We start from the raw sequence: 25900 nt of genomic DNA, 5'->3' as shown, positions 1-25900 counted from the left end.
TAAAAACCACGATGACGATAGGGATAGCCCCTGGTCTGTGATCAGGTTTCCTGGTCAAAGTCGATACGCAAGGTATCGGTCACGGGGAAGCTTTGGCAACTGAGCACAAAGCCCTGCCGGACCTCGTAATCTTCGAGGGCAAAATTGGCATCCATGTCGACTTCGCCTTCAATGACCTTGCACCGACACGACGAACAGACCCCGCCCTTGCACGAATACGGCAGCTCCAGGCCCTGCGCCAGCGCCGAGTCGAGCACACTGTCTTTGTTCTTGGCGATCGTCAGCGTGCGGGTAACACCTTCGTACACCACCGTTACCTGACACTGCTCTTTGCCCGGTGCCTTGCGTGCATCGTGGCCGGTACGCAGCGAACGTGCGCCACTGGGCGAACCGAACAGCTCGAACTTGATGCGGGATTTATCCACGCCCTTGGCCTGCAGGGCCTGTGTGACGGACTCGGTCATGTCTTGCGGGCCGCAAACAAAGGCATAGTCTATGGACGAAGGGTCCAGCCAGAGCGTAAGCAGCTGCTCGACCTTGGGGCCATCGAGGCGACCGTTGAACAGGTCTATGTCCTGGTGTTCACGACTCATGACATAGACCAGGGAAAAGCGCTGCATATAGCGGCTTTTCAGATCTTCTATTTCTTCACGAAACAGCACTGCGGACGAAGCCCGGTTGCCAAAGAACAATGTGAAGGTACTGTCTGGCTCGGTTTCCAGCGCAGTCTTGATCAGGGACAGTATGGGAGTAATGCCGCTGCCTACCGCGAATGCCACGTAGTTGCGGGCATGCTCTGCGGCAAAATCGAGCGTGAAGTGACCGTCGGGCGGCATGACGTCCAGCGACAGGCCGTCGACCAGATGCTCGTTGGCCCAACTGGAAAATGCGCCATCGTTCAAACGCTTGATGGCGACTCTTAGCTGACGGTCGCCTGGCGCCGCGCAGATCGAATAAGAGCGTCGTAATTCCTGGCCATCCAGTTGCGTGCGCAAGGTCAGGTACTGCCCTGGCCTGAAGGCAAACTTGTCGTGCAAGTCGCCGGGCACATCGAAGGTCACCACGACGGCATCACGCGTATTTCGGGCAACCGAACTGACTTTCAGCGGATAGAATTTATTCATCTCAGTGCGCCTTGAAGTAATCGAAAGGTTCGCCACAAGCCTGGCAGCGGTATAGCGCCTTGCAGGCCGTGGAGCCAAACTGGCTGATGACCCGGGTATGATCCGAGCCGCACAGGGGGCAGGCAACGACAACGTCGTGGGTCCTGCGCGTCAGGCCCGAAATATTGATTGCCCGTTCGGCGGGCGGCGCTATGCCATAGCCCTGCAACTGCTCGCGACCCCGCTGAGTCATCCAGTCGGTGGTCCAGGCCGGCGACAGCTGGGTATCGATGCGCAACTGTTGCACGCCCTGGGCCTGCAAGACATCGCGGATGCCTGTCTGAATTTCCTGCATGGCAGGACAGCCGGAATAAGTGGGCGTAATCGTGACGACACAGGTGTCACCCTCCCAGTCCAGCTTGCGCACCAGGCCCAGGTCGACGATGGACAGCACAGGAATCTCGGGATCGGACACGGTGGCCAGCCAGCTCATGAGCTGGTCGGTACCAGGCCGCTGGACAACGGCGTTCACCACGCTGCTCCTGGATAGGCACGCTGCAGGTGCTGCATTTCGGCCAGCAAATAACCCAGTGCCTCGGTGTGGCGCCCGTTTACGCCACCTGTGTAGGCAGGATGCATGGCTTCATCGGGCTCGGGCATGCGCAGCGTGGCTTCGGCCAGCGTGGCCTGCACGTGCTCGAGCCAGACCGGGCGCAGGCTGGCATGCGTTGGGGCGAACTTCCGCCCGGCCATGGCGAGCGTCAGGTCGTCATCGATGAACAGCTCGCCACAGAAACGCCAGGCATCGTCGATTGCGCTTTGCATGCGGTCGTGGCTATCAGTCGTGCCATCGCCCAGCCGTACCAGGATATCGGTAGAGCGCCGGACGTGATAGCCCACTTCCTTGATGGATTTTTCTGCGATGGCGGCGATGCGCTCATCGCTAGAGGTACAGAGTTGCTGCAGTAACAGGTAATGCCATACATCGAAAAGATACTGGCGTGCGATGGTATTGCCGTAATGGCCGTTGTCGCGCTCTACCAGCAAATAATTGCGGTACTGATGCGCATCGCGCAAATAGGCCAGCTGGTCTTCGTCGCGCCCGGCGCCTTCGATTTCGCCGGCCAGTGTCAGCCACATCCGGGCCTGGCCAAGCAGATCGAGCGAGACATTGGTCATGGCAAGGTCTTCTTCCAGGGCCGGGCCATGACCCGTCCATTCGGACAGGCGCTGCGCCAGCACCAGTGTGGTGTCACCCATGCGCAGCGAGTATTCAAACAAGGCTTGATTCATAGGATGGTCTCTTACATGTGCTTGATTTCTTCAGGCATGGGGAAGAAGGTCGGATGACGGTAGACCTTGCTGTTGGCCGGCTCGAACAAAGGCTGCTTGTCGTCCGGGCTGCTGGCCACGATATCGGCCGCCCTGACCACCCAGATGCTCAGACCCTCGTTGCGGCGGGTGTACACATCACGCGCATTATTGATAGCCATTTCCGCATCAGATGCATGCAGGCTGCCGACATGCTTGTGCGCCAGGCCGTGCTGGCTGCGTATGAATACTTCCCACAACGGCCATGTTTTTTTAGTCATGTTTTGTCTCCTTTGCCGTGCCAGATTGGCCGCCCGGCAATTGCTATAAACAAATGTGAGTGCAATCAGGCGACTGCCTGCGCAGCCTGGTGTTTGTCGGCGTAGGCAGAAAAAGCATCCCTGACCCACTGCCCTTCTTCGTGGGCGCTGACGCGTGCGGCCAAGCGTTCACGATTGCAGGGACCATTTCCCTTGATGACCGAATAGAACTCTGCCCAGTCGATCTCGCCGAAATCGTAGTGGCCGGTATCGGGGTTCCAGCGGAGATCGGGATCGGGCACCTTCAGGCCCAGATAATCGGCCTGTGGCACAGTCTGGTCCACCATCTTCTGACGCAGCTCGTCGTTGGAGAACAGCTTGATGCGCCATTGCATGGACTGCGCGCTGTTGGGGGAGTCGGCGTCGGAAGGACCGAACATCATGAGCGCAGGCCACCACCACCGGTTCAAGGCATCCTGGCACATGTCTTTTTGCGCCTGTGTGCCGTGCAGGCACATTTGTATGAGCAGGTCGTAGCCCTGGCGCTGATGAAAGGATTCTTCCTTGCAGACCCGCACCATGGCACGCGCGTAAGGGCCGTAGGAGCAGCGGCACAGCGGAATCTGGTTGATGATGGCCGAGCCGTCGACCAGCCAGCCTATCATGCCGATATCGGCCCAGGTCAGTGTGGGGTAATTGAAGATGCTGGAATACTTCGCCTTGCCGGAATGCAGATCATCGACCAGATCATCGCGCGAAACGCCCAGGGTCTCGGCGGCACTGTAAAGATACAGGCCATGGCCGGCTTCGTCTTGTACCTTGGCCAGCAAAATGGCTTTGCGTTTCAGGGTGGGCGCGCGGGTAATCCAGTTGCCTTCCGGCAGCATGCCAACGATTTCGGAATGGGCGTGCTGGGAAATTTGCCGGATCAGCGTTTTGCGGTAGGCCTCGGGCATCCAGTCTTTAGGCTCTATGCGTACGCCTTCGTCGATACGCTGCTGGAAAATTTTCTCGGGCCCGGACAATTCATCGGCGGAACGGACACTTTTGACGCCGGTTTCAACAAGCTGCGCATACATGATGACAGGTCTCCTTGTGTAAGGCGCCATGTGTTTGTCGCCTTATTTGCTTTGACTCCATTATTTAATACAAAAATATTGATGTCAATCAAATTTAAGTATCAAATTAAAGGTGCTACTCTGATTCCCCGACTCCTTCCTATAATTCGATATCCCGAACCAGGCCGCGGGCAACGCGGCACACACACATGGCCGATACGCAGCACTCACTTGAAGACCAGATCCGCAATTTGCTGGCGACCAACCCGCCCCGGGCAAAATCGCTGTGCGTGACCCTGCTGGGCGACGCCATCGAACCACACGGTGGCAGCATCTGGCTGAGCAAGTTGATCGAGCTGGTCACCCCGCTGGGCGTCAATGAACGACTGCTGCGTACCAGTGTGTTCAGACTGGTCGCGCAAGACTGGCTGCAATCCGAGCGGCACGGTCGCCGCAGCCTGTATCGCCTGAGCCCTCTCGGCAGGGAACTGACCGAACAGGCATCAGGTCGCATCTACGACGGTTCGTCACCCGTATGGGAAGGTGACTGGACGCTGGTGGTATTACCTCGATTCGGTAACGCCAGCCTCAGTAAACGTGGTGAAGTCCGCCGCGAGCTGATCTGGGCCGGCTTCGGCGCCATCGCGCCCGGCATCTTCGCCCTGCCCCGCAATCAGACCAAGGCCGCCCACAAAGTGCTGGGCAAGCTCAAACTCAGTGGTCATGCCCTCGTGCTGGGCGCCCATGAAATGAATGAAGGCAAAGGGCTGCTGATCACCGAACTGGTTTCGCAATGCTGGGACCTGGACGGCGTGGCCGGGCAATACCAGGGCTTTCTGGATACCTTCGGCCCCATGCTGGCCGGCGTCAACAGTGACATGCGCCCGGCGCAGGCCTACACCATACGTGCACTGGCTTTTCATGAATGGCGCCGCATCGTGCTGCATGATCCACAGCTGCCCGCGCAGATGCTGCCGCAAGACTGGCCCGGGCACCCGGCACGCCAGCTATGCGGCGCCTTGTACTGGCGCGTATTCGACCAGGCGGAAGTATTTCTTGACGAGTTGCTGGGCCAGGATCCGGAACACTATCGGGCCCTGAGGCCCGAGGTATTCAAGCGCTTTGGCGGCCGCAATCGAACGCCTGGAGTACAGGCTGCATGATCGTCGCAGGGCCGGCTGGCGCACCGCCCTGCAGAACCGCATTCAGATTTTTATGAAATGCTCGCGATAATGCTTGAGTTCGTCGATGGATTCGTAGATATCGGCCAGCGCTTCGTGCCGGCTTTTCTTGACAAAGCTTCGGTAGACTTCCGGCTTCCAGCGCAGCGCAAGCTCTTTAAGCGTGCTGACATCCAGATTGCGATAATGAAAGAAGGCTTCCAGCCTGGGCATATACTTGACCATGAAGCGGCGATCCTGGCCTATGGTATTGCCGCACATAGGCGATTTGCCCGACGGCACGTGTTGTGCCAGAAACTCCAGAAGCTGGTCTTCAGCCTGGGCTTCGGTCAGGGTCGATGCCTTGACCTTATCGATAAGGCCACTTTTTCCGTGTGTGGACTGATTCCATTTATCCATCGCATCGAGCAGCTCATCGCTTTGGTGTATAACCAGTACAGGACCCTCTGCCACAAACGTCAGGTCGGGCTCGGTAATAACGACCGCCACTTCAATTATGCGTTCTTTTTCCGGGTCTAACCCGGTCATTTCCATGTCAAGCCATACCAAACGCTGGTCATTTCCTGCCATAACTTTAATCCTTCTTTAAAACACAGATTCTCTCATACGCCCGCTGCCCATGTTTACATTGCTGTTCATCGTCTTTCTGATTGCGGACATTGTCGTTCGGTTCTGGCTCGATTCGCGCCAGCTTCGCCATGTGCAAAAACATCGGGACAAGGTTCCCGAAGAGTTTTCCGACAGAATCGGCCTGCGCAGCCATCAACGCGCCGCCGACTATACCATCGCAAAGATTCAGTTTTCCATGGCCGAGCGTATCACCGAGGCCGTCGTGCTGGTCTGCCTGACCTTGCTGGGCGGCCTGCAGTTCCTTGATATGCAGCTGGGCTTGCTGATCGAACACGAGATGCTGCGCCAGCTGGCCCTGATCGGTGCCGTCCTGGCCTTGATGGGCCTGATTGGACTGCCCTTTTCAGCCTGGCGCAAGTTCAAGCTGGAAGCCCGCTATGGTTTTAACCGGGTCACGCCTGGCCTGTTCATCCAGGACTCCATCAAAACCTTGCTCATCACCCTGACGCTAGGCACCCCGCTGGTCGCGGGCGTATTGTGGGTCATGGGCAACGCGGGTACCAATTGGGTATGGTGGGCTTGGGGTCTGTGGGTCGTCTTTAATTTCCTGATCCTTTGGCTGTTCCCAACCGTCATTGCGCCCATGTTCAACAAGTTCACGCCCCTGGACAATCCCGAAATGGCAGAGCGCATTCATGCGCTGGCCCGGCGCTGCGGGTTCTCGTTGGGCGGGCTTTTCGTCATGGACGGCTCGCGCCGCTCCGCCCATGGCAACGCTTATTTCACCGGCTTTGGCAATGCACGGCGCATCGTTTTTTTCGACACCTTGCTTTCACGCCTGAACGTGGACGAAACCGAAGCCGTGCTGGCGCATGAACTGGGCCATTTCAAGCACAGGCACATTATCAAGCGCATGGTCGTGAGCTTTACGCTCGCACTGGCATTTCTGCTGTTGCTGGGCTGGCTCTCTACCCAGGTCTGGTTCTACGTTGATCTTGGCGTCCTTCCTCAGCTGGGCAGACCGAACGACGCGCTTGCGCTCATCCTGTTCTTTCTTGTCATGCCGGTTTTCACGTTCTGGGCCACACCTCTGGCCAGCTGGATGTCACGCCGCGATGAGTTTCAGGCCGATCGCTACGCTGCCGAAGTCTCGTCCTCGAGCCAGCTGATTTCAGCACTGGTCAAGCTGTATGACGATAATGCAGCCACCCTGACGCCTGATCCGGTACACTCTGCGTTTTACGATAGCCACCCGCCTGCCGTGATACGCATACAACAGCTCAAACATGGATAAAGCTCCCGTCCTGCACGGGCGTGTCATTGCAGCCCACGGTCGCCACTACACCGTGGAACTGTCCGATGGCAGTCTGCGAAAATGTTTTCCACGCGGGAAAAAAGCGGTGGCTGTGGTGGGCGATCGGGTATGCATCAGTCCCCAGGGGGAACTCGAAGGAGCAATCGACCAGGTCCTGGAGCGCAGCAGCCTGCTTTATCGTTCCGACGACATACGCAGCAAGCAGTTTGCCGCCAATGTCGATCAGCTGCTCATCGTGGTTGCACCAGAACCTCTTTTTTCAGATGACCTGCTGTGGCGGGCCCTGGTGGCCGCCCACAGTGCGGATATCAAGCCCATTGTCGTTCTGAACAAAACCGACCTGCATGCCAGCCTGCCGCGCGCGCGCGAACAGCTGTCGTTGCTGGCAAATACCGGAACCGAGATTATTGAAGTCTGTGCCACCAACCCGGAACAGGTACATGCCAGGCTGGGCCCCTTGCTGCAAGAGCGCTGCAGCCTGCTGCTGGGACAAAGTGGCATGGGAAAATCCACGCTGCTCAATGTGCTGGTGCCGCAAGCACAGGCCCATACACAAGAGCATTCCCAGGCTCTGGGTACAGGCAAGCACACGACGACCAGCACTCGCCTTTATCACCTGCCCGGCGGCGGTGACCTGATAGACTCGCCCGGTTTCCAGGCATTTGGCTTATATCATCTGAGCGCCACCGACATTGAGCACGGTTTTCCCGAGTTCAGTGCAGGCGTGGAACATTGTCGTTTCTATAACTGCACTCACAGACATGAGCCTGGTTGCGGCGTGCTGGCTGCTTTGGAGCGTGGCGACATTGCCCCCCAGAGGCACGATCTGTACAAGAGAATACTGGCCGAGAATGAGGCACAGGGCCGGTACTGAAAGCTGAGAATCAGAGCCGCTTGCCTTGCACAAGCTGGGTTTCGGCAGCAGCAAGGAAATGATAGAAGTTACGTATCAGTGCAGCCGTGGCGCCCCAGATAAAGTAAGACTTCCAGGTCAGGGAAAAATAAAACCTGTGGCCGCCATCAGGCAGGTTGGCCTGGTGCAGGCGATGCAGGCTGGTATCCATTAATACCGACAAGGGGACTTCGAAAACCTCGGCAACCTCGGTGGTATCGGGCACGATGGTAAAGCCCGGGCGTATCAGACCAATGACCGGCTTCATGGTGAAGCGCGTTGAGGTCAGGAAACAGGGTTGCGTGCCTATAAGCTGAACATATTCGGGCTCTACTCCGATTTCTTCCTGGGTTTCACGCAAGGCAGCCGCAATCGCGTCGCGATCGGTGGGTTCTATTCGGCCGCCGGGGAAAGATATCTGGCCTGCATGATCGTACAGATGGGAAGCACGCCGCGTAAACAATACATGCAGACCCTCGGGGCGCTGCACCAGCGGAAACAGCACCGCCGCCTGGATGACGTCCTGAAACTGTATGGTATCTGCCTGGAAGGACTCGGTGAAGACGGGTTCCACCTGCCAATCGACGGGACGGGAAAAGGCAGACTGTATGAAATCGGATTGGAGGCTGCCTGAAGACAATGCCTGCAGGACCGGATTCTCGACAACAGGTTGGGTCAGAGGGTCAAAACCCGCAGCAAGGACACGCCGACTTCGAGAAGGTAATATGCTTTGCGACATAAGACTCATAAAACAAAGGCACCCGCCGGGGTGCCTTTGCTGGATAGTATCGGAGTGCTACAGCTTATTCAGCTGCGACATTCTTGGCCGATTTACGCACCAGTTTTTCTTTAATACGAGCGGCTTTACCCGAGCGGCTACGCAGATAGTAAAGTTTAGCACGGCGGACGTCACCACGGCGCTTGACTTCGATGCTGGCGATTTGGGGTGAGTAAAGCTGGAATGTACGTTCAACAGCTTCGCCCGAAGAGATCTTGCGGACGATGAAAGACGAATTCAAGCCACGGTTGCGACGGCCAATGACCACGCCTTCGTAGGCCTGTACGCGCTTGCGGGCGCCTTCAACCACGTTTACGTTAACGATAACGGTGTCGCCAGGACCAAAGTCTGGCTTGGCTTCGCCGCCGGTCAGGCGGGCGATTTCTTCTTGTTCAAGAAGTTCGATCAGGTTCACGGTGAACACTCCAGGTTTCATCTTGATAAGGGCATTACAGTTCTGGCCGCATAGCCTTAACTTTATTTCCCGGGGCAAGGTAAATAGCCCAAGGTTTTATTGCGCCTGTCAGAGGATGAGTTAGCAAAGCCAAGCATTATACAAGTAAACAGAGTTTTTTAAAAGCCGCCCATGGCCCCCAGCCACATGAGGCCGGGGATGGTGGCACCCCACACCGCGACCAGGCAGACGTCGGCGACCATGGAGCCGCGGCTAAGGCGGGCGCCCTTCTTTTTTGCCGGCTGTGACGAAAAGGGCCATTTTGTGGGGAGATCGGCGGGATGATTGGTTTTCATGTTTGTCTCGCAAAAGGCGTTGACACCTGGCTTTAGCCTGCCGCCCTGTGCAGGGCGGGTGTCAGCAACTACTACTGTTTAAAAATACAGCTGATCCATAACTGAACTGTACAAAACAACAGTATTTTGTGCAAGACTTATTTTTGTGCCTGAGGTTATTTTTCCACAGCACCCTCAGACACCTAGCGCCTCCTTCAACAGAGCCAGCCTATCGCTCAAGGGTCCCTGCCGCACAACCAGGGCTACCACGCTGGAGTATGGCTCAGGCACCACCGGGATCCGCCTTACAGCCTCCTCTTGCTGCACTCTGTGATGAAACAGGAAAACATCGGGAACCATGCCGATCCCCAGTCCGGCAGCCACGAGCTGGAGAGTCGTCGTCGGGCTGGTTGATTCGATCAGCGGCACCGGAACCGGCACACCGGCATGGGTGAAGCAGTCTTCGATCAGCTTGCGACCCATCGAGCCTTCAGTCTGCATCACCCACTGCTCTTTCATCAGTCGCGCCCAATCTATGCGGGTCGCCTGGAAAACCGGATGCTTGCTGGCCGCAATCACCGCAAACCGCACCTCGAACAGCCTGGTGTATTGAAGCGAACCGGCACCGGTCTCCATCATCTGCAAGGGCAAGGTCGTGATCAGGGCATCAAGCTTGCCCTGCTGCAATGCGTCGGTGAGCGCAGGCACCCTATCCTCGTGAAGCTGGACCCGCATCGGCAACTCACGCCTGACCAGCTTCCCGACGACATCGGGCAGGTAGGTTTGTGCCACAAACGGAGGTGCCCCGATACGGATTCGAGCACCGTAGCGTTCGGCCATGCCCGCTTCGGCACGCAGGTGAACAAGTTCTTCAAGCAACAGCGCCGCGCCGCGCAGTACGGCAGCCCCCTGCACCGTGGGTGTCAGTCCTCTCGCACTGCGTACGAACAGCTTGTAACCAAACGCACTTTCAATCTCGGAGAGTGCCTTGCTCAAGGCCGGCTGCGTGAGATTAAGCGCCTGGCTGGCGGCTCTAAGACTGCCGTGGGCCTGTACCAAGGTCAGAAGCTGCAGGTGGCGAAAACGCAGTTTGGCAACCAGGTGGTCTGGCAGGATTTCGTCGCTCATAAGCCTATATAAAACTTAAAGTTATCACCATATCAAAATATATCACTTTTTATATATATCCTATTTCGTTAACCTTGCTGCATTACAAGGAGACAACATGAAACGCCGAAATTTCTGCCTGGGTGCCCTGAGCGCCAGCCTGATGTTCAAGTCAGCCGTTCATGCCGCTGAAACCTATCCTTCCCGATCAGTCCGCGTTGTGGTGCCCTACGCTGCCGGCGGTGGGCCTGACATCATGATGCGCCAGTTCGGCCCCACGCTCGGCGACGCTCTGGGCCAGACGGTCGTGGTCGAGAACAAAGTCGGCGCAGGCGGTGTCCTGGCCGCGCAGCATGTGGCCCAGGCCAAGGCAGACGGGTACACGGTCCTGATGGGATCCAATTCGCATCTGATCCAGAAGGCGCTGCAACCCAGCCTTGCATTCGATCCCGTCAACGATTTCGTGCCAGTCACGGTCATCGCCACCTCCCCTACGGTGCTGGTTGTCTCCGCCGACTCGCCCTACCACACCATCCAGGACCTGATCGACGCCATGCACGATCGCCCTGGCAAGCTGAACTATGCGTCCGGCGGCATTGGATCAGGCGCACATCTGGGTGGTGCGACCTTTGTATCGCTGTTGAACGCCGATGCCGTGCACATTCCCTTCAAAGGTTCGGTGGAAATTCCCGCCTCGCTCATGCGCGGCGACACTGACTTCGCCTTCACCATCGCCGGGACTGCCATTCCCCAGGTGAATGGTGGCAAACTGCGTGCCCTGGCTGTATCCAGCCGGGACCCCATGCCCCAGCTTGCCGGTGTCCCGGCCTTGCACGAAATCCTGAACAGCGAGCTGGCCATCCAGGAATTCTGGTTCGGCTTCTGGCTGCCCCGGCAATCACCGGAAGTCGCCGTCAATACGCTCTTTCACAAGACCATAGCCGCCCTCAAGGACGAATCCGTTCATCGTCAATTTGCGACCACCGGCAACCGCGTGATCCAGAGCGAAAGCCCGCAGGAACATGCACAGTTCGTCCGCCGCGAATACCAGAAGTGGGCCGACATCATCAAACTCGCCGGCATCACCGCCGGCTAACCGGAGCCCTATATGGCCAAGCCACTCGAAGGCGTGCGAGTACTGGATCTGTCACATGTAATTGCCGGACCGCTAACCTCGTTTTACCTGGCGCAATTGGGCGCAGAAGTCATCAAGGTGGAGCCGCCGCAAGCCGGTGAGGTCCTGCGCTCGATGAAAGATAGTGTCGACACCGACACCCCCAATGGGTTTGCCGCCATCAACGCCGGCAAGCAGTCCTTGGCACTCGATATCAGGCTGCAGGAAGGAGCGGAACTACTCAGAACGCTTGCCGCATCGGCCGATGTCTTCATCGAAAACTTCCGGCCTGGCGTAGTGGCCCGCTACGGACTCGACTATGCATCCATCAAGGCAGTCAAACCCGATATCGTCTACTGCTCCATCTCGGGCTTTGGTCAACAAGGGAAATGGGCGCAGCGCGGTGCTTATGATCATGTCGTCCAGGCGCTTACGGGCATGATGATGATGTCTGGAGAGGGAGATAACGCGCCCCCGATCAAGGTCGGCTTCCCCATCATCGACGTAGCGGTCGGCATGCTGGGCGCACTGTCCATCGTTTCGTCGCTGCACCGCAGATGGCGCGACGGCACCGGCCAGTACATCGATGCGTCCATGATCCAGGCATCACTGATGCTGATGTACCCCAGCACTTGCGCCTACCTGAACGAGGGTACGCCGACGCAACGCGTTGGCAATCGTGGTTATACCGGCAGCCCCGCCGCCGACACTTATCAATGCGCTGACGGCTGGCTGGCGGTGGCCGCGAATACACCTGCCCAGTTTCGCAAGCTGGCAGCCGTGCTCGGGGTCGAGGCCTTGTGCGAAGACGCCCGCGCCCTTGATCTGGCCGCTTTCAACCTTCCCAATGGTTTTGTTGTACCCAACGACCGCGAATACGTCGCTCACCGCCTGCGCCAGGCATTTGCATCATGCAGCGCAACGCAGCTGGAAGAGCACCTGGGCCAGGCCGGGGTACCGGCTGCCAAGGTAAGAAAGCTTGAAGAGTTTCTACATGAGGTCCAGGCCACCGCTTGCGTCAGTCTGCCGGACTTCCGCTACCCTCAGGGGGACGGCGAGCTGCGTACCCGGGGCCTGGGCTTTACCTGTGAGCAGGATGGCGGGCCAACACCGGCCGGCGCCCCCGGCGTTGGCCAGCATACCCGCCCGATACTGGAGCGCGCAGGTATCGATGCCGAAACCTTGGCCCAACTCGAACGCTCGGGCATCATCCGTACTCATACCGCAGCGGTAACACCGCTGGTATCCTAATTATTTTTGTCGACCCGGAATACTCATGACACAACTTCTGCTGAATCGTACGGCCATCATCACCGGCGCAGGCCGTGGCCTGGGACGCTCCCACGCTCTCGAACTCGCGCGCCACGGCGCCAAAGTAGTGATCAACGACAAAGGGGCCGACGAGCCTGAATCTGAGGCCCAGGCCGTCGTGCAAGCCATACTTGCATCCGGAGGCGAGGCTTTCGCCCACGGCGCGGATGTGACCGACCCACAGCAGGTACAAGCCATGGTGCAGGCAACCATGGAGCGCTGGGGACGCATCGATATTCTGGTGAACAACGCAGGCATCCTGCGCGACAAAACCTTCGCAAAGATGAGCATGGAAGACTTCCGGCTTGTAATGGACGTTCATCTGATGGGTTCGGTGCATTGCACGCACGCGGTATGGGACATCATGCGTACCCAGAACTATGGACGCATAGTCATGACAACCTCGTCCTCGGGACTATATGGAAATTTCGGGCAATCCAACTATGCTGCGGCCAAGATGGCACTGGTCGGACTCATGCAGACGCTCGCGCTTGAAGGCGAGCGCTATAACGTGCGCGTTAACTGCCTGGCCCCCACTGCCGCAACGAGCATGACCGATGGCCTGCTGGACCAGCAGGCGCTGGACCTGCTCTCTCCCGCTCTGGTCAGCCCTGCCATGGTCGCCCTTGTCACCGAAGCAGCACCAAGCCGCACCATATTGATGGCAGGCGCGGGGAGCGTCGAACAGGCGCACATCACAATGACGCACGGCATATGCCTGGAGCCCGCTGAATTGTCGGCCCAAGCCGTGATCGACGGCCTGAATGAAATTGCAGACCGCCAGGACGAAACTGTTCCCGCGACCGGCTTCGATCAAATGCGCCACGAGATATCCAAGGCACAGGCCCTTCAAAAATCCCATGCAACCGGAGAGGCTCAGGATGCCTGAGTGTCGATCCGACGCGCCTTGCACGATCAGGCAGTTCGACTCGGTCCAGTCCCTGGTCGATTTTGTCGGACAACCCGCCATTGTTTCCAGCGCCCTGGTGATAGACCAGCCGATGATAGACCAGTTCGCGCAGCTGACACACGACAAGCAATGGATACATCTGGACCGCGAGCGAGCCAAGGCGCAGTCACCATATGGGACCACCATCGCCCACGGCTTTCTTGTGCTGTCCTTGCTGAGCCATTGGCAAGCCAGCTGCATCGCCTTTCCCGGCGCCGATCTGGTGCTGAACTACGGTTTCGACAAAGTCCGCTACACTGCGCCAGTGCCGTCAGACTCAAGCGTATCGGCTGCTTTCGCGCTGGCACAGGTAACCTCCAACAGGCCTGGCGAGGCCCGTTGCTCATGGAGTGTCACCGTCAGTACTCTCGATGCACCAAGGCCGTCGGTACATGCCGACTGGCAGATTCTGGTTCGATACGGCCAGTGCTGAAGCCAGAGCCGGCAGCGGAACAAAAAAAGCCTCTTGCGAGGCTTTTATATGCAAGCAACGGGCCACAAGGACCCGTTATCAGCATTTTACTTGTTAGGCTGAGGCGTAACGCGCAGATAGGGGCGCACTTCCGTGTAGCCTTTGGGGAATTTTTCTTTCAGGACGGCTTCGTCCTTCAGTGAAGGAACGATGATGACATCGTCGCCGTCTTGCCAGTTGACCGGAGTGGCTACGCTATGGCTGTCGGTCAGCTGCAGCGAATCAAGCACACGCAGAATTTCATTGAAGTTGCGACCGGTACTGGCCGGATAGGTCAGGGTCAGGCGCACCTTTTTGTTCGGGTCAATGATAAAGACCGAGCGGACGGTAACGGTGGTGCTGGCATTTGGGTGAATCATGTCGTACAGCGTCGAGACCTTACGATCGTCGTCAGCCAGGATGGGAAACTCTACCTTGGTGTTCTGGGTATCGTTAATGTCTTCGATCCATTTCTTGTGCGACTCGGCGTCGTCGACAGAAACGGCGATCACTTTGGCATTGCGCTTGGCAAATTCGCCCGACACGATAGAGGTATAACCCAGCTCGGTCGTGCAAACAGGCGTGAAATCAGCGGGGTGAGAGAACAGTACGCCCCAGCTATCACCCAGGAACTCGTGAAACTTGATGGTGCCTACGGAAGAATTTTGTTCGAAATCGGGCGCGGTATCGCCCAGACGCAGTGTAGTCATGGCAGCTCTCTATGGTTAGCAACAACAGAAAAATCAATATGCCATATATTTTGACAACATAAAAGACCTATTGGAAATAACTATTTGGTATAACCTTATGCTTCCGGCAGCACAGCGGCATAATCGCCGGCAACCCCGCCTTCGAGCACGGTAAGTGCCAACGCCTCGGCCCTGGGAAGGATCTGGGCGGCGTAGAAAATACTGGTGGCCATCTTCTGCTTGTGGAACCCGGTAGCCGTACCCGCATTGGCATGCTGCGCGCACGCCAGCGCGGCGCGTGCCATTTGCCATCCTGCATGTACTACCCCGGCCAGCATCAGATATGGCACGCTGCCCAAGAACACTGCACGAAGCTTGTCGCCGGCATTGGCGAGTACGAATTTACTGGCATTTTCATACGCCTGCACCCCTGCAGCCAGTCGCCGGGCAATCAGCGCCAGGCCTTGTGAGTCAGCTCCGCCAGCGTCTGCGGCCTTTTCAAGCTGTGCAACGGTTGTACGCATTTCGGCGGCCAGCGCCTTGACGACGGCGCCACCATCGCGCAACACCTTGCGCCCTACAAAATCATTCGCCTGTATTGCCGTCGTTCCCTCGTAAATGGGCAGGATTCTTGCGTCGCGATAATACTGGGCAGCACCGGTTTCTTCGATAAAGCCCATGCCGCCATGGACCTGCACACCCAGCGATGTCACTTCAAGCGAAAGCTCGGTGGAAAATCCTTTGATCACCGGTACAAGATACTCATACAGTGATTTGTACCTGGCACGCTCGGCCTCGTCGGGATGATGGCGTGACTTGTCGTAGGCCGAGGCGGCGAAATAAGCCAGCGCCCTTGAGCCCTCGGTCAGCGCCCTCATGGTATGCAACATACGCTGAACATCGGGATGATTGGCAATGGCAACAGGCCCCGCCGAGCCCTCGAGTGCCTGGCCCTGCTTGCGCTCATGGGCATAAGCCGTAGCCTGCTGCAGCGCACGTTCGGACAGTGCAATACCCTGAACGCCAACCGCATAACGGGCGGCGTTCATCATGATGAACATGTATTCAAGCCCGCGATTTTCTTCGCCAACCAGGTAACCGACCGCACCCTCGCCAACATCGCCCTTGCCCGATCCGTACAGCAGTACCGCAGTCGGGCTGCCATGTATGCCCAGCTTATGCTCCAGTGAAGCGCACCAGACATCATTGCGCTTGCCCGGAGAGCCATCGTCGTTGACCAGAAACTTGGGCACGATGAACAGCGAAATACCCTTGACACCCTTGGGTGCGTCGGGTGTGCGAGCCAGCACCAGATGAACGATATTCTCGGCCATATCGTGGTCACCGTAAGTAATGAATATCTTCTGGCCGGCCAGACGATAGCTGCCGTCATCCTGCCTGACCGCACGGGTCGCCACCTGGGCAAGGTCGGAACCGGCCTGCGGTTCAGTCAGGTTCATGGTGCCGGTCCAGCGGCCTTCCAGCATCGCCGGGATATAGCGCAATTGCTGCTCGTGGCTGCCCACAGCCGTCAATGCCTCGATTACGCCGTCGGTCAGCAAGGGACACAATGAAAATGCCAGGCTGGCGCTGTTGATGTTTTCGCTGGCCGGCGCACCCACCAGCTTGGGCAGGCCCTGCCCGCCCCACTCCTGATCATGCTGCAACCCTTGCCAGCCGCCCTGTCCGAACTCTATGAAGGCCTGCCGGAACCCCGGAGAGGTCGTGACTTCGCCGTCGGAGCACGTGGCACCCGACAGATCACCGCTGCGATTCAAGGGTGCAATGGCTTGCTCGACGAATCGGGCATTCTCTTCCAGCACAGCATCGACCAAATCGTCGGATATTTCCTCGAAACCAGGTAGCGCCAGTACACCATCCAGATCGGCCAGCTCACGCAGAACAAAACGAATATCCTGCACGGGTGCGCGATAAGTCATATGAGTCTCCAACAGTTTTGCTAACTAGGGGGAAAAAAAAGCCTGCAAGCATAATTACTTACAGGCTTCTTGCACACCAAGGCTTACAGGGCCTCGGTAAGCTCCGGTACAGCCTGGAACAGATCAGCCACCAGCCCGTAATCGGCTACGCCGAAAATGGGTGCTTCAGCATCTTTGTTGATGGCAACGATGACCTTGGAGTCTTTCATGCCTGCCAGGTGCTGGATCGCTCCGGATATGCCAACCGCCACATACAGCTGGGGCGCCACGATCTTGCCGGTTTGGCCCACCTGCCAGTCGTTGGGCGCGTAGCCCGCGTCGACGGCTGCGCGCGAAGCGCCCAACGCTGCCCCCAGCTTGTCTGCCAGAGGGTCAAGCAACTTGAAGTTCTCGGCGCTGCCCAGGCCGCGTCCACCCGATACGACAACTGAGGCGCCGGCCAATTCCGGACGGTCGCTTTTGGCGACTTCACGGCCCACGAAAGAGGACAAGCCCGAATCCTCCACTGCAGCGATCGATTCGACCGAAGCGCTGCCGCCTTGTGCTGCAACAGCATCAAAGGCAGTGGTACGAACAGTCAGCACCTTGACCGGGTCGGACGATTGCACGGTTGCAATCGCGTTGCCGGCGTAGATGGGACGGGTGAATGTATCTGGCGATTCGACCGAAATAATGTCGGATATCTGGGCCACATCGAGCTTGGCTGCTACGCGGGGCGCAACGTTCTTGCCGGCTGCGGTAGCGGGAAACAGGATGTGGCTGTAGTTGCCAGCCACCTGCAGCACCTGGGCAGCAACGTTTTCAGCCAGACCATCGGCCAGTTGCGGCGCATCGGCGAGCAAAACTTTGCTTACGCCTGCTGCCTGGGCTGCCTGGTCGGCAACGGCTTGCGCACCACTGCCGGCAACCATTACGTGAATATCATCGCCAAGTTTGGCCGCAGCGGCCACCGCGTTCAGGGTGGCTGCCTTCAGTTCTGCATTATCGTGTTCAGCAATTACCAATATCGTCATTTAAACCACCTTTGCTTCATTCTTCAGTTTGTCGACCAGAGTTGCGACATCAGGCACCGTGATGCCGGCCGAGCGCGCCGGCGGCTCGGTAACCTTCAGGGTTTTCAGGCGCGGAGCGACGTCAACACCCAGGTCTTCAGGCGTTACGACCTCGAGAGGTTTTTTCTTGGCCTTCATGATGTTGGGCAGCGTGACATAACGCGGCTCGTTCAGGCGCAGGTCGGTCGTGATGATTGCGGGCAGCTTCAGCGACACGGTTTCAAAACCGCCGTCGACCTCGCGGGTAACCGTGGCCTTGCCGTCGGCCAGTTCGACCTTGCTGGCAAACGTGGCTTGCGGCCAGTCAAGCAAGGCGGCAAGCATCTGGCCGGTTTGATTGGCATCGTCGTCGATGGCCTGCTTGCCCAGAATAACCAGCTCAGGCTGTTCCTTGTCGACCAGCGCCTTGAGCAGCTTGGCAACGGCCAATGGCTGAAGCTCGGCGTCAGTTTGCACCAGCGCCGCACGATCGGCACCTATGGCCATGGCAGTACGCAAGGTTTCCTGGCATTGCGTTACGCCGCAAGATACGGCGATTACCTCGGCAACTGCGCCTTTTTCTTTAAGACGCGTCGCTTCTTCGATTGCAATTTCGTCAAAGGGATTCATGGACATTTTTACATTAGCGATGTCCACAGCGCTTTGATCGGACTTCACGCGTACTTTGACGTTGTAATCAACAACACGCTTGACAGGTACCAGTACCTTCATCGAGCTTCCTCCAGGGGAACTATAAAAAAACGGTATACAAAATCTTTTCTATTCTACAACTTTGCCAGCGCCCTGATATGCGCTTCGGTACTGCGCCCCAGCGCAGACAAGCTGTATCCGCCTTCCAGAAAGCTGATGATCCGGCCGTTGGCGGTTTCATCAGCCAACGCAACCAGTTGCCCGGTGATCCAGGCGTAATCGGCCTCTACCATTCCAAGCTGACCCATCTCGTCTTCGCGATGCGCATCGAAACCGGCCGAAATGAACAGCAGCTGCGGCGCGAATTCCCTTAGCCTGGGCATCCAGACGTCGCTTACCAACTGACGTAAATCATCACCTTTGCTGTAAGGCTCAACCGGTATATTTACCATGTTTTCCGCCGGAGGGCTTTGATACTGATCGGGAAACAAATGATGCTGGAAAAAACTGCACATGAGCACCCGCTGATCGCCGGCAAAGGACTCTTCGGTACCATTGCCGTGATGAACGTCGAAATCAATGATGGCAACACGATCGAGTCCGTAGTGTTCCAGGGCATACGCCACCGCAATGGCAATATTGTTCAGAAAGCAGAAACCCATGGCCTGGGATGGCCGTGCATGATGACCCGGTGGACGCACTGCACAAAAAGCCGTGCGATACGACTGGCGCATGACCGCATCAACCGCCGAAATGCCTGCACCGGCCGCCGCCCACGCAGCTTCCAGCGTATGAGGATTCATGAGCGTGTCAGGGTCGATGGAAAAATAGCCTTCTGTGGGAGCATGCTCGCGCAAATACGCTATATAAGCTGCCGGATGAACACGCAGCACGTCGGCGTCGGTGGCCGGAGTGGCGGTTTGTTCGTGGATGAAATCCATCAGGCCGCTGGCCACCAGCCTGTCGTTGATAGCGCTCAAACGGTCGGGGCATTCAGGATGCCAGTTACCCATTTCATGCAAGCGGCATGCCGGGTGAGTAATATATAGTGTCTCCATAAGGATGATTATGTTCAAACCTGTTCGTATATTGCAAGTCACCTGTCTGAACCTGCTGCTGGTCGGTTGCGCCGCCACGCACACCGGGCCGTCGTCGGGCGAAACAGCGGCTCCGCCGGCGCCCATCGATACCAGCACCACAGCCGCGCCCGGCGCCCTGCCACTGACCATCCCGGAGCCCTCGCCATCGATACAAGCCGGGCAATCCACGCCTGGCAACGCCAGCTTCGTGCAGCCCGATGGCCAGCTCACTCCCAACATCCAGGCTTATGCCCATGAAGTCGCCAGCGCGCGCGGCATACCTTTGAATCATGTCGAGTCCTTGTTGAAACTCGCCAGCTACGACGCTGCGGCGGCAAAACTCATGACGCCGTCCAGAACCCGCATACGGCGAAGCTGGGTAACGTACCGGAATCGCTTCGTCGAGCCCATACGCATCGAGGCGGGAACCGAGTTCTGGACAGCCAACAAGGCCAAGCTCGATGAAACGGCCAGCACCTACGGCGTGCCTGCATCCATTATTGTGGCCATTATTGGCGTCGAAACCATATACGGCAGAATCACCGGCAATTTCCGCGTACTTGATGCCCTGGCCACACTTGGCTTTCGTCACCCGGACACCGCCCGCCCCGAACGCAGCCAGTTGTTCCGTGACCAACTGGCCGACCTGATCGAGCTGGACTATCAAAACAAGCTGGATGCCAACCTGGCCCAAGGATCATTCGCGGGCGCCATGGGATTGCCGCAGTTCATGCCTGGCAGCCTGATGCGCTACGCGGCCGACGGCGATAACGACGGTCGCATCGACCTGCTTTACAGTGTTGATGATGCCATCGTGTCGGTGGCCCGTTTTCTGCGCCTGCACGGCTGGGTTCCGGGCTTGCCGGTTTTTGCACCCGTGACCCTGCCTGCGAATGCAAAGGCGATGGTGGCAGGCGGTCTGTTCCCCACACTGAGCTGGACACAGCTGCACGATCAGGGCGCGCGACTGCGCCCGGCACAGGGAAATGCCACGAGCGATGGCGCAAGCCAGGACTGGATGCGCCATAAGCTGGGGGTTGTTGACTTACTGGACGAACCCAGAAACCAGGCCGAATACCGGGTGGGTACGCCCAACTTTTTTGCCATTACCCACTATAACCGCAGCTATTTCTATGCTACCTCGGTAGCCGACCTGGCCCAGGCGCTTGCCGACCGCATGGGCTATGGCGGGCCTAATTGAATACGCCGGTAGACAGATAGCGATCGCCACGGTCGCACACAATGAAGACGATGGTGGCATTGCTGACCTGTTCGGCAACGCGGGTTGCCGCCACCAGCGCACCGGCCGACGAAATGCCGGCAAAAATGCCTTCTTCGGCCGCCAGCCTGCGTGCCATGGTTTCGGCTTCGGCTTGAGAGATAAGCTCGAATTGATCGACCTGCTCGGGGTGATATATGGCCGGCTGGTAGGCTTCCGGCCATTTGCGTATGCCCGGGATCTGTGACCCTTCTGCGGGCTGGGCTCCGACGACCCGTATGGCTGGATTCTGCGAGCGCAGATATTTGCCCACGCCCATGATGGTTCCGGTGGTGCCCATGGCACTGACGAAGTGGGTGATTTGCCCGTCGGTTTGCTGCCAGAGTTCAGGGCCGGTGGTTTCCACATGTGCCAGGGGATTATCGGTATTGGCAAACTGATCAAGCACCTTGCCCTTGCCTTCGGCCTGCATCCTGTCGGCCAGGTCGCGCGCATATTCCATGCCGCCCTGACTGGCCGGCGTAAGCACAAGCTCGGCACCGTAGGCGGTCATGGAGGCACGCCTTTCGACCGAAAGATTGTCTGGCATGATCAGGATCATTTTGTAGCCGCGTATGGCAGCAGTCATGGCCAGCGCAATGCCGGTATTGCCGCTGGTTGCCTCGATCAGGGTATCGCCGGGCTTGATGTCGCCGCGTGCTTCCGCCTGCCTGATCATGGAGCTTGCCGCACGGTCTTTCACAGAACCAGCGGGATTATTGCCTTCGAGCTTGGCCAATATAACGTTGCCACGCTGCCCGGATGCCGCGCCGGGAATACGCTGCAACCGGACCAGCGGGGTTGCACCAATGGTGTCTTCAATAGTCGGGTATTTTTTCATGCAGAAATCATACACCCAACCACCTGACAAAAGCACCAAAGCCGCAGCAGCCTGACACCATTACTTGCGCCTGGTGCCGGGAGGCGTGGTGGCCGTTGCAGCCGGACCCTTGGCGACCAGACCGGCAGCCTGCAGTGCCGCCGCCTTCTTGGGCCCGATACCCTTGACCCGGTCGGACAAGTCTTCCAGGGATTCATAGCGGCCACCACGCGAGCGCTCTTCGATGATGAGTTGTGCCGTTTTGGGCCCTATGCCACGTATACCGCGCAGCTGTTCTTGCGTGGCCGTGTTGACATCAAGGGCATATGCCAGGCCCGGCAGCATAAGCCCGGTCAGGACGCCCAGTGTGAGCCCGAGCAAGGCACGCCTTTTGCGACGGCGGGTCGCCACTGCCGCGCCGGCAAATCGGGAACAAACGTTTTCAGTCAGTGGCTGTGCCACGGTGGATTCAGTAAACGGATTCATGAGCAGCCCCAAGTGTGTGAACAAAAGTGCTTGCTGCCCGCAACACCTGCGAACAGACTCGCTACCTGGGGTTCATGATCGCCGCAATGCGGCCAGGGCCGATAGACGCCGGGCCGCAATTAATCCATGCGTACAGCTACCAAAGGGCCTGAGCGACGCGCCCGCCGGCGCGTCGGTCGTCGATCAGAGGCGCCCTTGCTCAAGCAGGTATTTGACGTAGTGCCCTACACCTTGCTGAACATCCCGGAACGGTTGCGCGTAGCCTGCTGCGCGCAATTGGGTCAGGTCGGCCTGAGTATGACTTTGATAGCGGCCTTTCAGGTCATCGGGAAAAGCGATATAGCGGATCAGGCCACGATCGACCAGATCGGGCAATGACAGGGCCTGCTCGCCCTTGCTTTCGCGCAAGGTGTTCACAACCGCACTGGCCACATCATTGAATGGCTGCGCACGACCGGAGCCGCAATTGAAGATGCCACTGCTTTCCGGATGATCCAGAAAATGCAGGTTCACGTTGACGACGTCATCGACATGCACGAAATCGCGCAGCTGCCCGCCATCCGCGTAGCCGTCCCAGCCTCCGAACAGCCGCACATGCCCTTCGGCCTGGAACTGATTCATGTTGTGGAAGGCCACCGATGCCATGCGCCCCTTGTGCTGCTCGTTGGGACCATAGACATTGAAATAGCGCAGCCCGACAACAGGTGCTTTCAGCGAAGAAAGATGACGCCGCAAGACCTGGTCGAAAAGATATTTGGAGTATCCGTAAACATTAAGCGGGGATTCGTATTCGGGACTTTCGGCATAGACAGGCCCGGCACCATATACGGCAGCCGAAGACGCATACATGAACGGGACTTTTGCGTCCTGGCAAAACCGGAACAGCTCGAGCGTGACACGATAGTTGTTGTCGAGCATATAGTGCCCGTCACGCTCTGTGGTGTCGGAGCATGCCCCCTGATGAAAGATGGCCTCGATGTTGCCCAACTGTTGCCGGGCGACCCGCTGGCGGAAATCATCCTTGTGCATGTAGTCGGCAATATTGCCGTTGACCAGATTCAGGAATTTGTCGCCTTCGGTCAGGTCATCGACCACCAGAATATCGGTGTAACCCCGCTGATTCAGGCCGCGAACGATATTGCTGCCGATAAAACCGGCGCCTCCGGTTACAACAATCATGATAGTTCTCCTGCAGTGACGACAGAGGTTCCCAGTTTCCCGACGACCAGTCCCCCTGCGCGATTAGCCCATAGTACCGCCTCGAACCAGCTCAAGCCCGACGCTTTGGTAACAGCCAGCGCGGCCAGCACCGTATCGCCCGCACCCGATACATCGAACACTTCATGCGCATAGGCGTCCGTGTGCTCACGGCCCGCATCAGAGAACAAGGTCATGCCCTGTTCGGACCGGGTCACCAGCAAGGCTTCCAGCCCCAGTTCCTTGCGCAGCGCCTGGGCTTTCTGCTCAAGCTCATCTTCAGTGGTCCAGCGCCCTACTGCTTCCTGCATCTCGAGCCGGTTGGGCGTGATGATGCTGGCGCCGTGATAACGCTGATACCGGTGCCCTTTCGGGTCGACCAGCACCGGCACGCCAGCCTCGTGCGCCGCACTGATCAGTATTTCGACCTGCGCCAAAGCACCTTTGGCGTAATCGGACAGCACCAGCATGTTGTGCTCTGCCATCAGTTGCCTGGCCTGGCCTTCAAGCTTGGCCAGCGACTGCGGCCCCGGACCTTCTTCGAAATCAACGCGCAGCAGCTGCTGCTGGCGCCCCATGACCCGCATCTTCAATGTGGTCGGTGCAACGGCGTCAGCGACAAGACACGAGTTTATGCCGGCTTCGCGAGCCAGGTCGCGCACCTTGCCACCGGCCTCGTCACTGCCGACGATGCCCAGCAGGCTGGCCTGCGCGCCCAGCGCCACGATATTGCGCGCCACGTTGGCGGCGCCACCAAGCCGGTCTTCACGTCGGGCCACGCGCACAACCGGAACCGGCGCCTCGGGGGAAATACGATCGACCTCTCCAAACCAATAGCGGTCAAGCATGATATCGCCAACCACCAATACTTTTACGCGGCTTACCGCCTCTGCCGGAAACGGCATCATTTAACTTCCTCCAGACGACGGGGTGCATAGGTTTCCCACGAATTGCATCCCGGGCATTGCCAGTAAAAATGCCGCGCTTCAAAACCGCACACCCGGCAGGCGTATCGATCCAGCCTTTGGGTATGCTTGTGTATGAGCGAGCGCAACAGGCTCAGGTCTGTGCCCGGAACGGAGCCTGACTGAGCACCAGCGACCAGCGACGACTCTGCCGCTCCGGCATCGCCTGCCTGGGCGCTGTCGTAAACTGCCAGCTCAGCTTCCAGCAAGCGGTCCAGTCCCAGCAAGGACGGATGTGCCCGCAGCGCTTCACGTGCGAACGCCCACGCCGGCTCATAGCCTTGTTGTGCCCGCAACTCACGAAATACGACGTTGAAGGTATCCAGCGAAGGATGCCGCATATAGTGCGAATGCAAGACCTGCAAACCTTCTTTTTGCTGGCCGACACGTCGATAGCTTTCAAGCAGGTCGGATGCCACAAGCCCCGCATATTCAGGTGCAATGGTCAGGACCGACTCAAGATAGGTACGCTCGCGCTCGGGCTGCTCGCCCAGACGCGCCAGATGGGCACGCAGCATGGCTATCCGTGCCTCGGAAGCCTGGCCCTTGCTCTGGCCGCGCAAGGCGCCCGCAGCGTGATCGGCAGCATCCAGGGCAGCATCGGCTGCCGTGAGATCGGGAGTTTTGGCTGTCAGGGCATTCACCGCCCTTTCGCACTGATAGTGCACCAGTTGCGGCACCGGCTCATCGACCAGCGCACGCAAGCGCTTGACCGCCTCGATGGCGCGCGGCCAATCGTGCTCGGACTCGTAAATACGTATCAGTGCGCGCACAGCAGGTACGGCGAACCGCGTATCGAGCACTTGCTCGAAAGCCTGCTCGGCGCGGTCCAGCATGCCGGCTTTCAGGAAGTCCTGAGCCAGTTCATGCTGTGCATTTTCGCGATCGTGCTGCGGCAGGTCGGCACGCGAGAGCAGGCTTTGATGCACACGTATGGCCCGCTCCATTTCCCCGCGCCGGCGAAACAGGCTGCCCAGCGCAAAGTGCAGCTCGGTAGTCTCTGGATCAAGCTTGGCTACCTCGACAAAAGCGTCGATGGCGCGGTCGGGCTCTTCATTCAACAGAAAATTAAGCCCTTTGAAATACGAATTGGGCAAAGAGCGTGTTTCGGACAGCATTTGCCGGATATCGACGCGCGCGGCTATCCAGCCCAGCGCGAAGAAAAGGGGCACGACGATCAGCCACCAGGGTTCAAAATCCACTTATTCGACCTCGGGGGAAGTTACAGGGGAGCCAGCGGTGCTACCGTCTCGGGCGCACTGGTGGGCGGCACACTGGTCTGGGCGCTTTTGCTTTCCAGCTTGGCCAGATCACGGCGCAGACGGGCTGCTTCGCGTCGCTTGCGCATGATGGCCGGCGCGGCCAGCAAGAGTCCGAAAATCGCGCCCAGCACAAAGACAACCAGCATAACCACGATCAAAGGTACGCCCGTGATGACATGCTCGGCAAAAAAGCGAATGTCGACCGGCCCGGTGTTCTTGAGCGCGAACATAAGCACGACGACAAAAACCACCAGCCTGAGTATCCAAACCAGATAGCGCATAAAGAGTTCTCCAATATTCCGGGAATTTGATAATTGTACGGGGAATCGCCGGCTCTGCCCTGCAAGCGGCCAAAAAGAAAGCAGATCTCCGTATAGGTAGATCTGCTTTCCT

Annotated in this window: 29 protein-coding genes; 8 read left to right on the top strand and 21 right to left on the bottom strand. The window is 58.2% G+C overall.

What is annotated here, in order from left to right:
• Window positions 1–41: 41 nt before the first annotated feature.
• The 5 genes from paaE to paaA all read right to left on the bottom strand — a co-directional run bounded on the left by paaE (window position 42) and on the right by paaA (window position 3753).
• On the bottom strand, window positions 42–1124 hold the full coding sequence (gene paaE / locus LKR43_RS02895; protein WP_227682351.1) for a 1,2-phenylacetyl-CoA epoxidase subunit PaaE: 1083 nt from the start codon (window positions 1122–1124) through the stop codon (window positions 42–44).
• 1 nt (window position 1125) lies between these two features.
• On the bottom strand, window positions 1126–1596 hold the full coding sequence (paaD, locus tag LKR43_RS02890; protein WP_227682800.1) for a 1,2-phenylacetyl-CoA epoxidase subunit PaaD: 471 nt from the start codon (window positions 1594–1596) through the stop codon (window positions 1126–1128).
• A 35-nt stretch (window positions 1597–1631) separates the two neighbouring features.
• On the bottom strand, window positions 1632–2396 hold the full coding sequence (gene paaC / locus LKR43_RS02885) for a 1,2-phenylacetyl-CoA epoxidase subunit PaaC (RefSeq protein ID WP_227682350.1): 765 nt from the start codon (window positions 2394–2396) through the stop codon (window positions 1632–1634).
• An 11-nt stretch (window positions 2397–2407) separates the two neighbouring features.
• Window positions 2408–2695, bottom strand: coding sequence for a 1,2-phenylacetyl-CoA epoxidase subunit PaaB (gene paaB / locus LKR43_RS02880; RefSeq protein ID WP_227682349.1), 288 nt, complete (start codon window positions 2693–2695; stop codon window positions 2408–2410).
• A 65-nt stretch (window positions 2696–2760) separates the two neighbouring features.
• Complete coding sequence (paaA, locus tag LKR43_RS02875; RefSeq protein WP_227682348.1) at window positions 2761–3753, bottom strand: 1,2-phenylacetyl-CoA epoxidase subunit PaaA; 993 nt, start codon at window positions 3751–3753, stop codon at window positions 2761–2763.
• Window positions 3754–3941: 188 nt separating this feature from the next.
• Here paaA and paaX point away from each other — a divergent pair, with 188 nt between their 5' ends.
• Window positions 3942–4895: a phenylacetic acid degradation operon negative regulatory protein PaaX gene (paaX, locus tag LKR43_RS02870; RefSeq protein WP_227682347.1), complete on the top strand. Its 954-nt coding sequence runs from the start codon at window positions 3942–3944 to the stop codon at window positions 4893–4895.
• Between the two features lie 42 nt (window positions 4896–4937).
• Here paaX and orn read toward each other — a convergent pair whose 3' ends face one another.
• Window positions 4938–5483, bottom strand: a complete 546-nt coding sequence (orn, locus tag LKR43_RS02865; protein WP_227682346.1) for an oligoribonuclease — start codon at window positions 5481–5483, stop codon at window positions 4938–4940.
• A gap of 49 nt (window positions 5484–5532) precedes the next feature.
• On the opposite strand from orn, the gene LKR43_RS02860 reads away from it, so the two are divergent.
• Both LKR43_RS02860 and rsgA read left to right on the top strand, forming a co-directional pair.
• Window positions 5533–6777, top strand: coding sequence for a M48 family metallopeptidase (locus tag LKR43_RS02860; protein ID WP_227682345.1), 1245 nt, complete (start codon window positions 5533–5535; stop codon window positions 6775–6777).
• Entirely contained in the window at window positions 6770–7672 is a 903-nt protein-coding gene (gene rsgA, locus LKR43_RS02855; protein WP_227682344.1) for a ribosome small subunit-dependent GTPase A, read from the top strand. The genes LKR43_RS02860 and rsgA overlap by 8 nt, the downstream gene beginning before the upstream one ends.
• A 10-nt stretch (window positions 7673–7682) precedes the next feature.
• On the opposite strand, the gene LKR43_RS02850 is transcribed toward rsgA, so the two are convergent.
• The 4 genes from LKR43_RS02850 to LKR43_RS02835 all read right to left on the bottom strand — a co-directional run bounded on the left by LKR43_RS02850 (window position 7683) and on the right by LKR43_RS02835 (window position 10325).
• Window positions 7683–8429 (bottom strand): CoA pyrophosphatase, encoded by a 747-nt coding sequence (locus LKR43_RS02850; RefSeq protein ID WP_227682343.1) that lies wholly within the window; start codon window positions 8427–8429, stop codon window positions 7683–7685.
• Between the two features lie 64 nt (window positions 8430–8493).
• Window positions 8494–8883 (bottom strand): 50S ribosomal protein L19, encoded by a 390-nt coding sequence (gene rplS / locus LKR43_RS02845; protein WP_227682342.1) that lies wholly within the window; start codon window positions 8881–8883, stop codon window positions 8494–8496.
• 158 nt (window positions 8884–9041) lie between these two features.
• On the bottom strand, window positions 9042–9218 hold the full coding sequence (locus LKR43_RS02840; protein ID WP_227682341.1) for a hypothetical protein: 177 nt from the start codon (window positions 9216–9218) through the stop codon (window positions 9042–9044).
• A gap of 174 nt (window positions 9219–9392) precedes the next feature.
• Window positions 9393–10325, bottom strand: a complete 933-nt coding sequence (locus tag LKR43_RS02835) for a LysR family transcriptional regulator (protein ID WP_227682340.1) — start codon at window positions 10323–10325, stop codon at window positions 9393–9395.
• Between the two features lie 97 nt (window positions 10326–10422).
• Here LKR43_RS02835 and LKR43_RS02830 point away from each other — a divergent pair, with 97 nt between their 5' ends.
• Genes LKR43_RS02830 through LKR43_RS02815 form a run of 4 tightly spaced genes read left to right on the top strand, consistent with a single transcriptional unit; the run spans window position 10423 to window position 14111 of the window.
• On the top strand, window positions 10423–11400 hold the full coding sequence (locus tag LKR43_RS02830) for a tripartite tricarboxylate transporter substrate binding protein (RefSeq protein WP_227682339.1): 978 nt from the start codon (window positions 10423–10425) through the stop codon (window positions 11398–11400).
• A 12-nt stretch (window positions 11401–11412) separates the two neighbouring features.
• Entirely contained in the window at window positions 11413–12669 is a 1257-nt protein-coding gene (locus LKR43_RS02825; RefSeq protein ID WP_227682338.1) for a CaiB/BaiF CoA-transferase family protein, read from the top strand.
• A 25-nt stretch (window positions 12670–12694) separates the two neighbouring features.
• A complete protein-coding gene (locus tag LKR43_RS02820; protein ID WP_227682337.1) occupies window positions 12695–13618 on the top strand; it encodes an SDR family NAD(P)-dependent oxidoreductase in 924 nt (307 codons plus the stop codon).
• Window positions 13611–14111: a MaoC family dehydratase gene (locus LKR43_RS02815; RefSeq protein ID WP_227682336.1), complete on the top strand. Its 501-nt coding sequence runs from the start codon at window positions 13611–13613 to the stop codon at window positions 14109–14111. The genes LKR43_RS02820 and LKR43_RS02815 overlap by 8 nt, the downstream gene beginning before the upstream one ends.
• 86 nt (window positions 14112–14197) lie before the next feature.
• On the opposite strand, the gene LKR43_RS02810 is transcribed toward LKR43_RS02815, so the two are convergent.
• The 5 genes from LKR43_RS02810 to LKR43_RS02790 form a co-directional block, all read right to left on the bottom strand.
• Window positions 14198–14839 carry a peroxiredoxin gene (locus LKR43_RS02810; RefSeq protein WP_227682335.1) on the bottom strand — a complete coding sequence of 214 codons (642 nt, stop codon included), beginning with the start codon at window positions 14837–14839 and terminating at the stop codon, window positions 14198–14200.
• A 95-nt stretch (window positions 14840–14934) separates the two neighbouring features.
• Window positions 14935–16758: an acyl-CoA dehydrogenase gene (locus tag LKR43_RS02805; RefSeq protein ID WP_227682334.1), complete on the bottom strand. Its 1824-nt coding sequence runs from the start codon at window positions 16756–16758 to the stop codon at window positions 14935–14937.
• Window positions 16759–16841: 83 nt separating this feature from the next.
• The gene (locus LKR43_RS02800; protein WP_227682333.1) at window positions 16842–17771 is read right to left on the bottom strand and encodes an electron transfer flavoprotein subunit alpha/FixB family protein; all 930 of its coding nucleotides are present in this window, start codon (window positions 17769–17771) and stop codon (window positions 16842–16844) included.
• The gene (locus LKR43_RS02795; RefSeq protein ID WP_227682332.1) at window positions 17772–18521 is read right to left on the bottom strand and encodes an electron transfer flavoprotein subunit beta/FixA family protein; all 750 of its coding nucleotides are present in this window, start codon (window positions 18519–18521) and stop codon (window positions 17772–17774) included.
• A gap of 53 nt (window positions 18522–18574) precedes the next feature.
• Window positions 18575–19498: a histone deacetylase family protein gene (locus LKR43_RS02790; RefSeq protein ID WP_227682331.1), complete on the bottom strand. Its 924-nt coding sequence runs from the start codon at window positions 19496–19498 to the stop codon at window positions 18575–18577.
• A 10-nt stretch (window positions 19499–19508) separates the two neighbouring features.
• Between LKR43_RS02790 and mltB the strand changes: the two genes are divergently transcribed.
• On the top strand, window positions 19509–20720 hold the full coding sequence (gene mltB / locus LKR43_RS02785) for a lytic murein transglycosylase B (RefSeq protein WP_227682330.1): 1212 nt from the start codon (window positions 19509–19511) through the stop codon (window positions 20718–20720).
• On the opposite strand, the gene cysM is transcribed toward mltB, so the two are convergent.
• The 6 genes from cysM to LKR43_RS02755 form a co-directional block, all read right to left on the bottom strand.
• Window positions 20713–21618 carry a cysteine synthase CysM gene (gene cysM, locus LKR43_RS02780; protein ID WP_227682329.1) on the bottom strand — a complete coding sequence of 302 codons (906 nt, stop codon included), beginning with the start codon at window positions 21616–21618 and terminating at the stop codon, window positions 20713–20715. The genes mltB and cysM overlap by 8 nt on opposite strands.
• Window positions 21619–21678: 60 nt before the next feature.
• Window positions 21679–22083, bottom strand: a complete 405-nt coding sequence (locus LKR43_RS02775; RefSeq protein WP_227682328.1) for a DUF655 domain-containing protein — start codon at window positions 22081–22083, stop codon at window positions 21679–21681.
• A gap of 183 nt (window positions 22084–22266) precedes the next feature.
• The gene (rfaD, locus tag LKR43_RS02770) at window positions 22267–23262 is read right to left on the bottom strand and encodes an ADP-glyceromanno-heptose 6-epimerase (RefSeq protein WP_227682327.1); all 996 of its coding nucleotides are present in this window, start codon (window positions 23260–23262) and stop codon (window positions 22267–22269) included.
• Window positions 23259–24188: a D-glycero-beta-D-manno-heptose-7-phosphate kinase gene (rfaE1, locus tag LKR43_RS02765; protein WP_227682326.1), complete on the bottom strand. Its 930-nt coding sequence runs from the start codon at window positions 24186–24188 to the stop codon at window positions 23259–23261. Before rfaE1 ends, rfaD begins: the two co-directional genes overlap by 4 nt.
• A complete protein-coding gene (gene lapB, locus LKR43_RS02760; protein ID WP_227682325.1) occupies window positions 24185–25447 on the bottom strand; it encodes a lipopolysaccharide assembly protein LapB in 1263 nt (420 codons plus the stop codon). The genes rfaE1 and lapB overlap by 4 nt, the downstream gene beginning before the upstream one ends.
• Before the next feature lie 20 nt (window positions 25448–25467).
• Window positions 25468–25788: a lipopolysaccharide assembly LapA domain-containing protein gene (locus tag LKR43_RS02755; RefSeq protein ID WP_227682324.1), complete on the bottom strand. Its 321-nt coding sequence runs from the start codon at window positions 25786–25788 to the stop codon at window positions 25468–25470.
• Window positions 25789–25900: the final 112 nt, after the last annotated feature.

The organism is Pusillimonas sp. MFBS29, from assembly GCF_020687695.1.
In the GTDB taxonomy this organism is placed as follows: domain Bacteria; phylum Pseudomonadota; class Gammaproteobacteria; order Burkholderiales; family Burkholderiaceae_B; genus Pusillimonas_C.
This window is presented reverse-complemented; position numbering and strand designations above follow the sequence as displayed.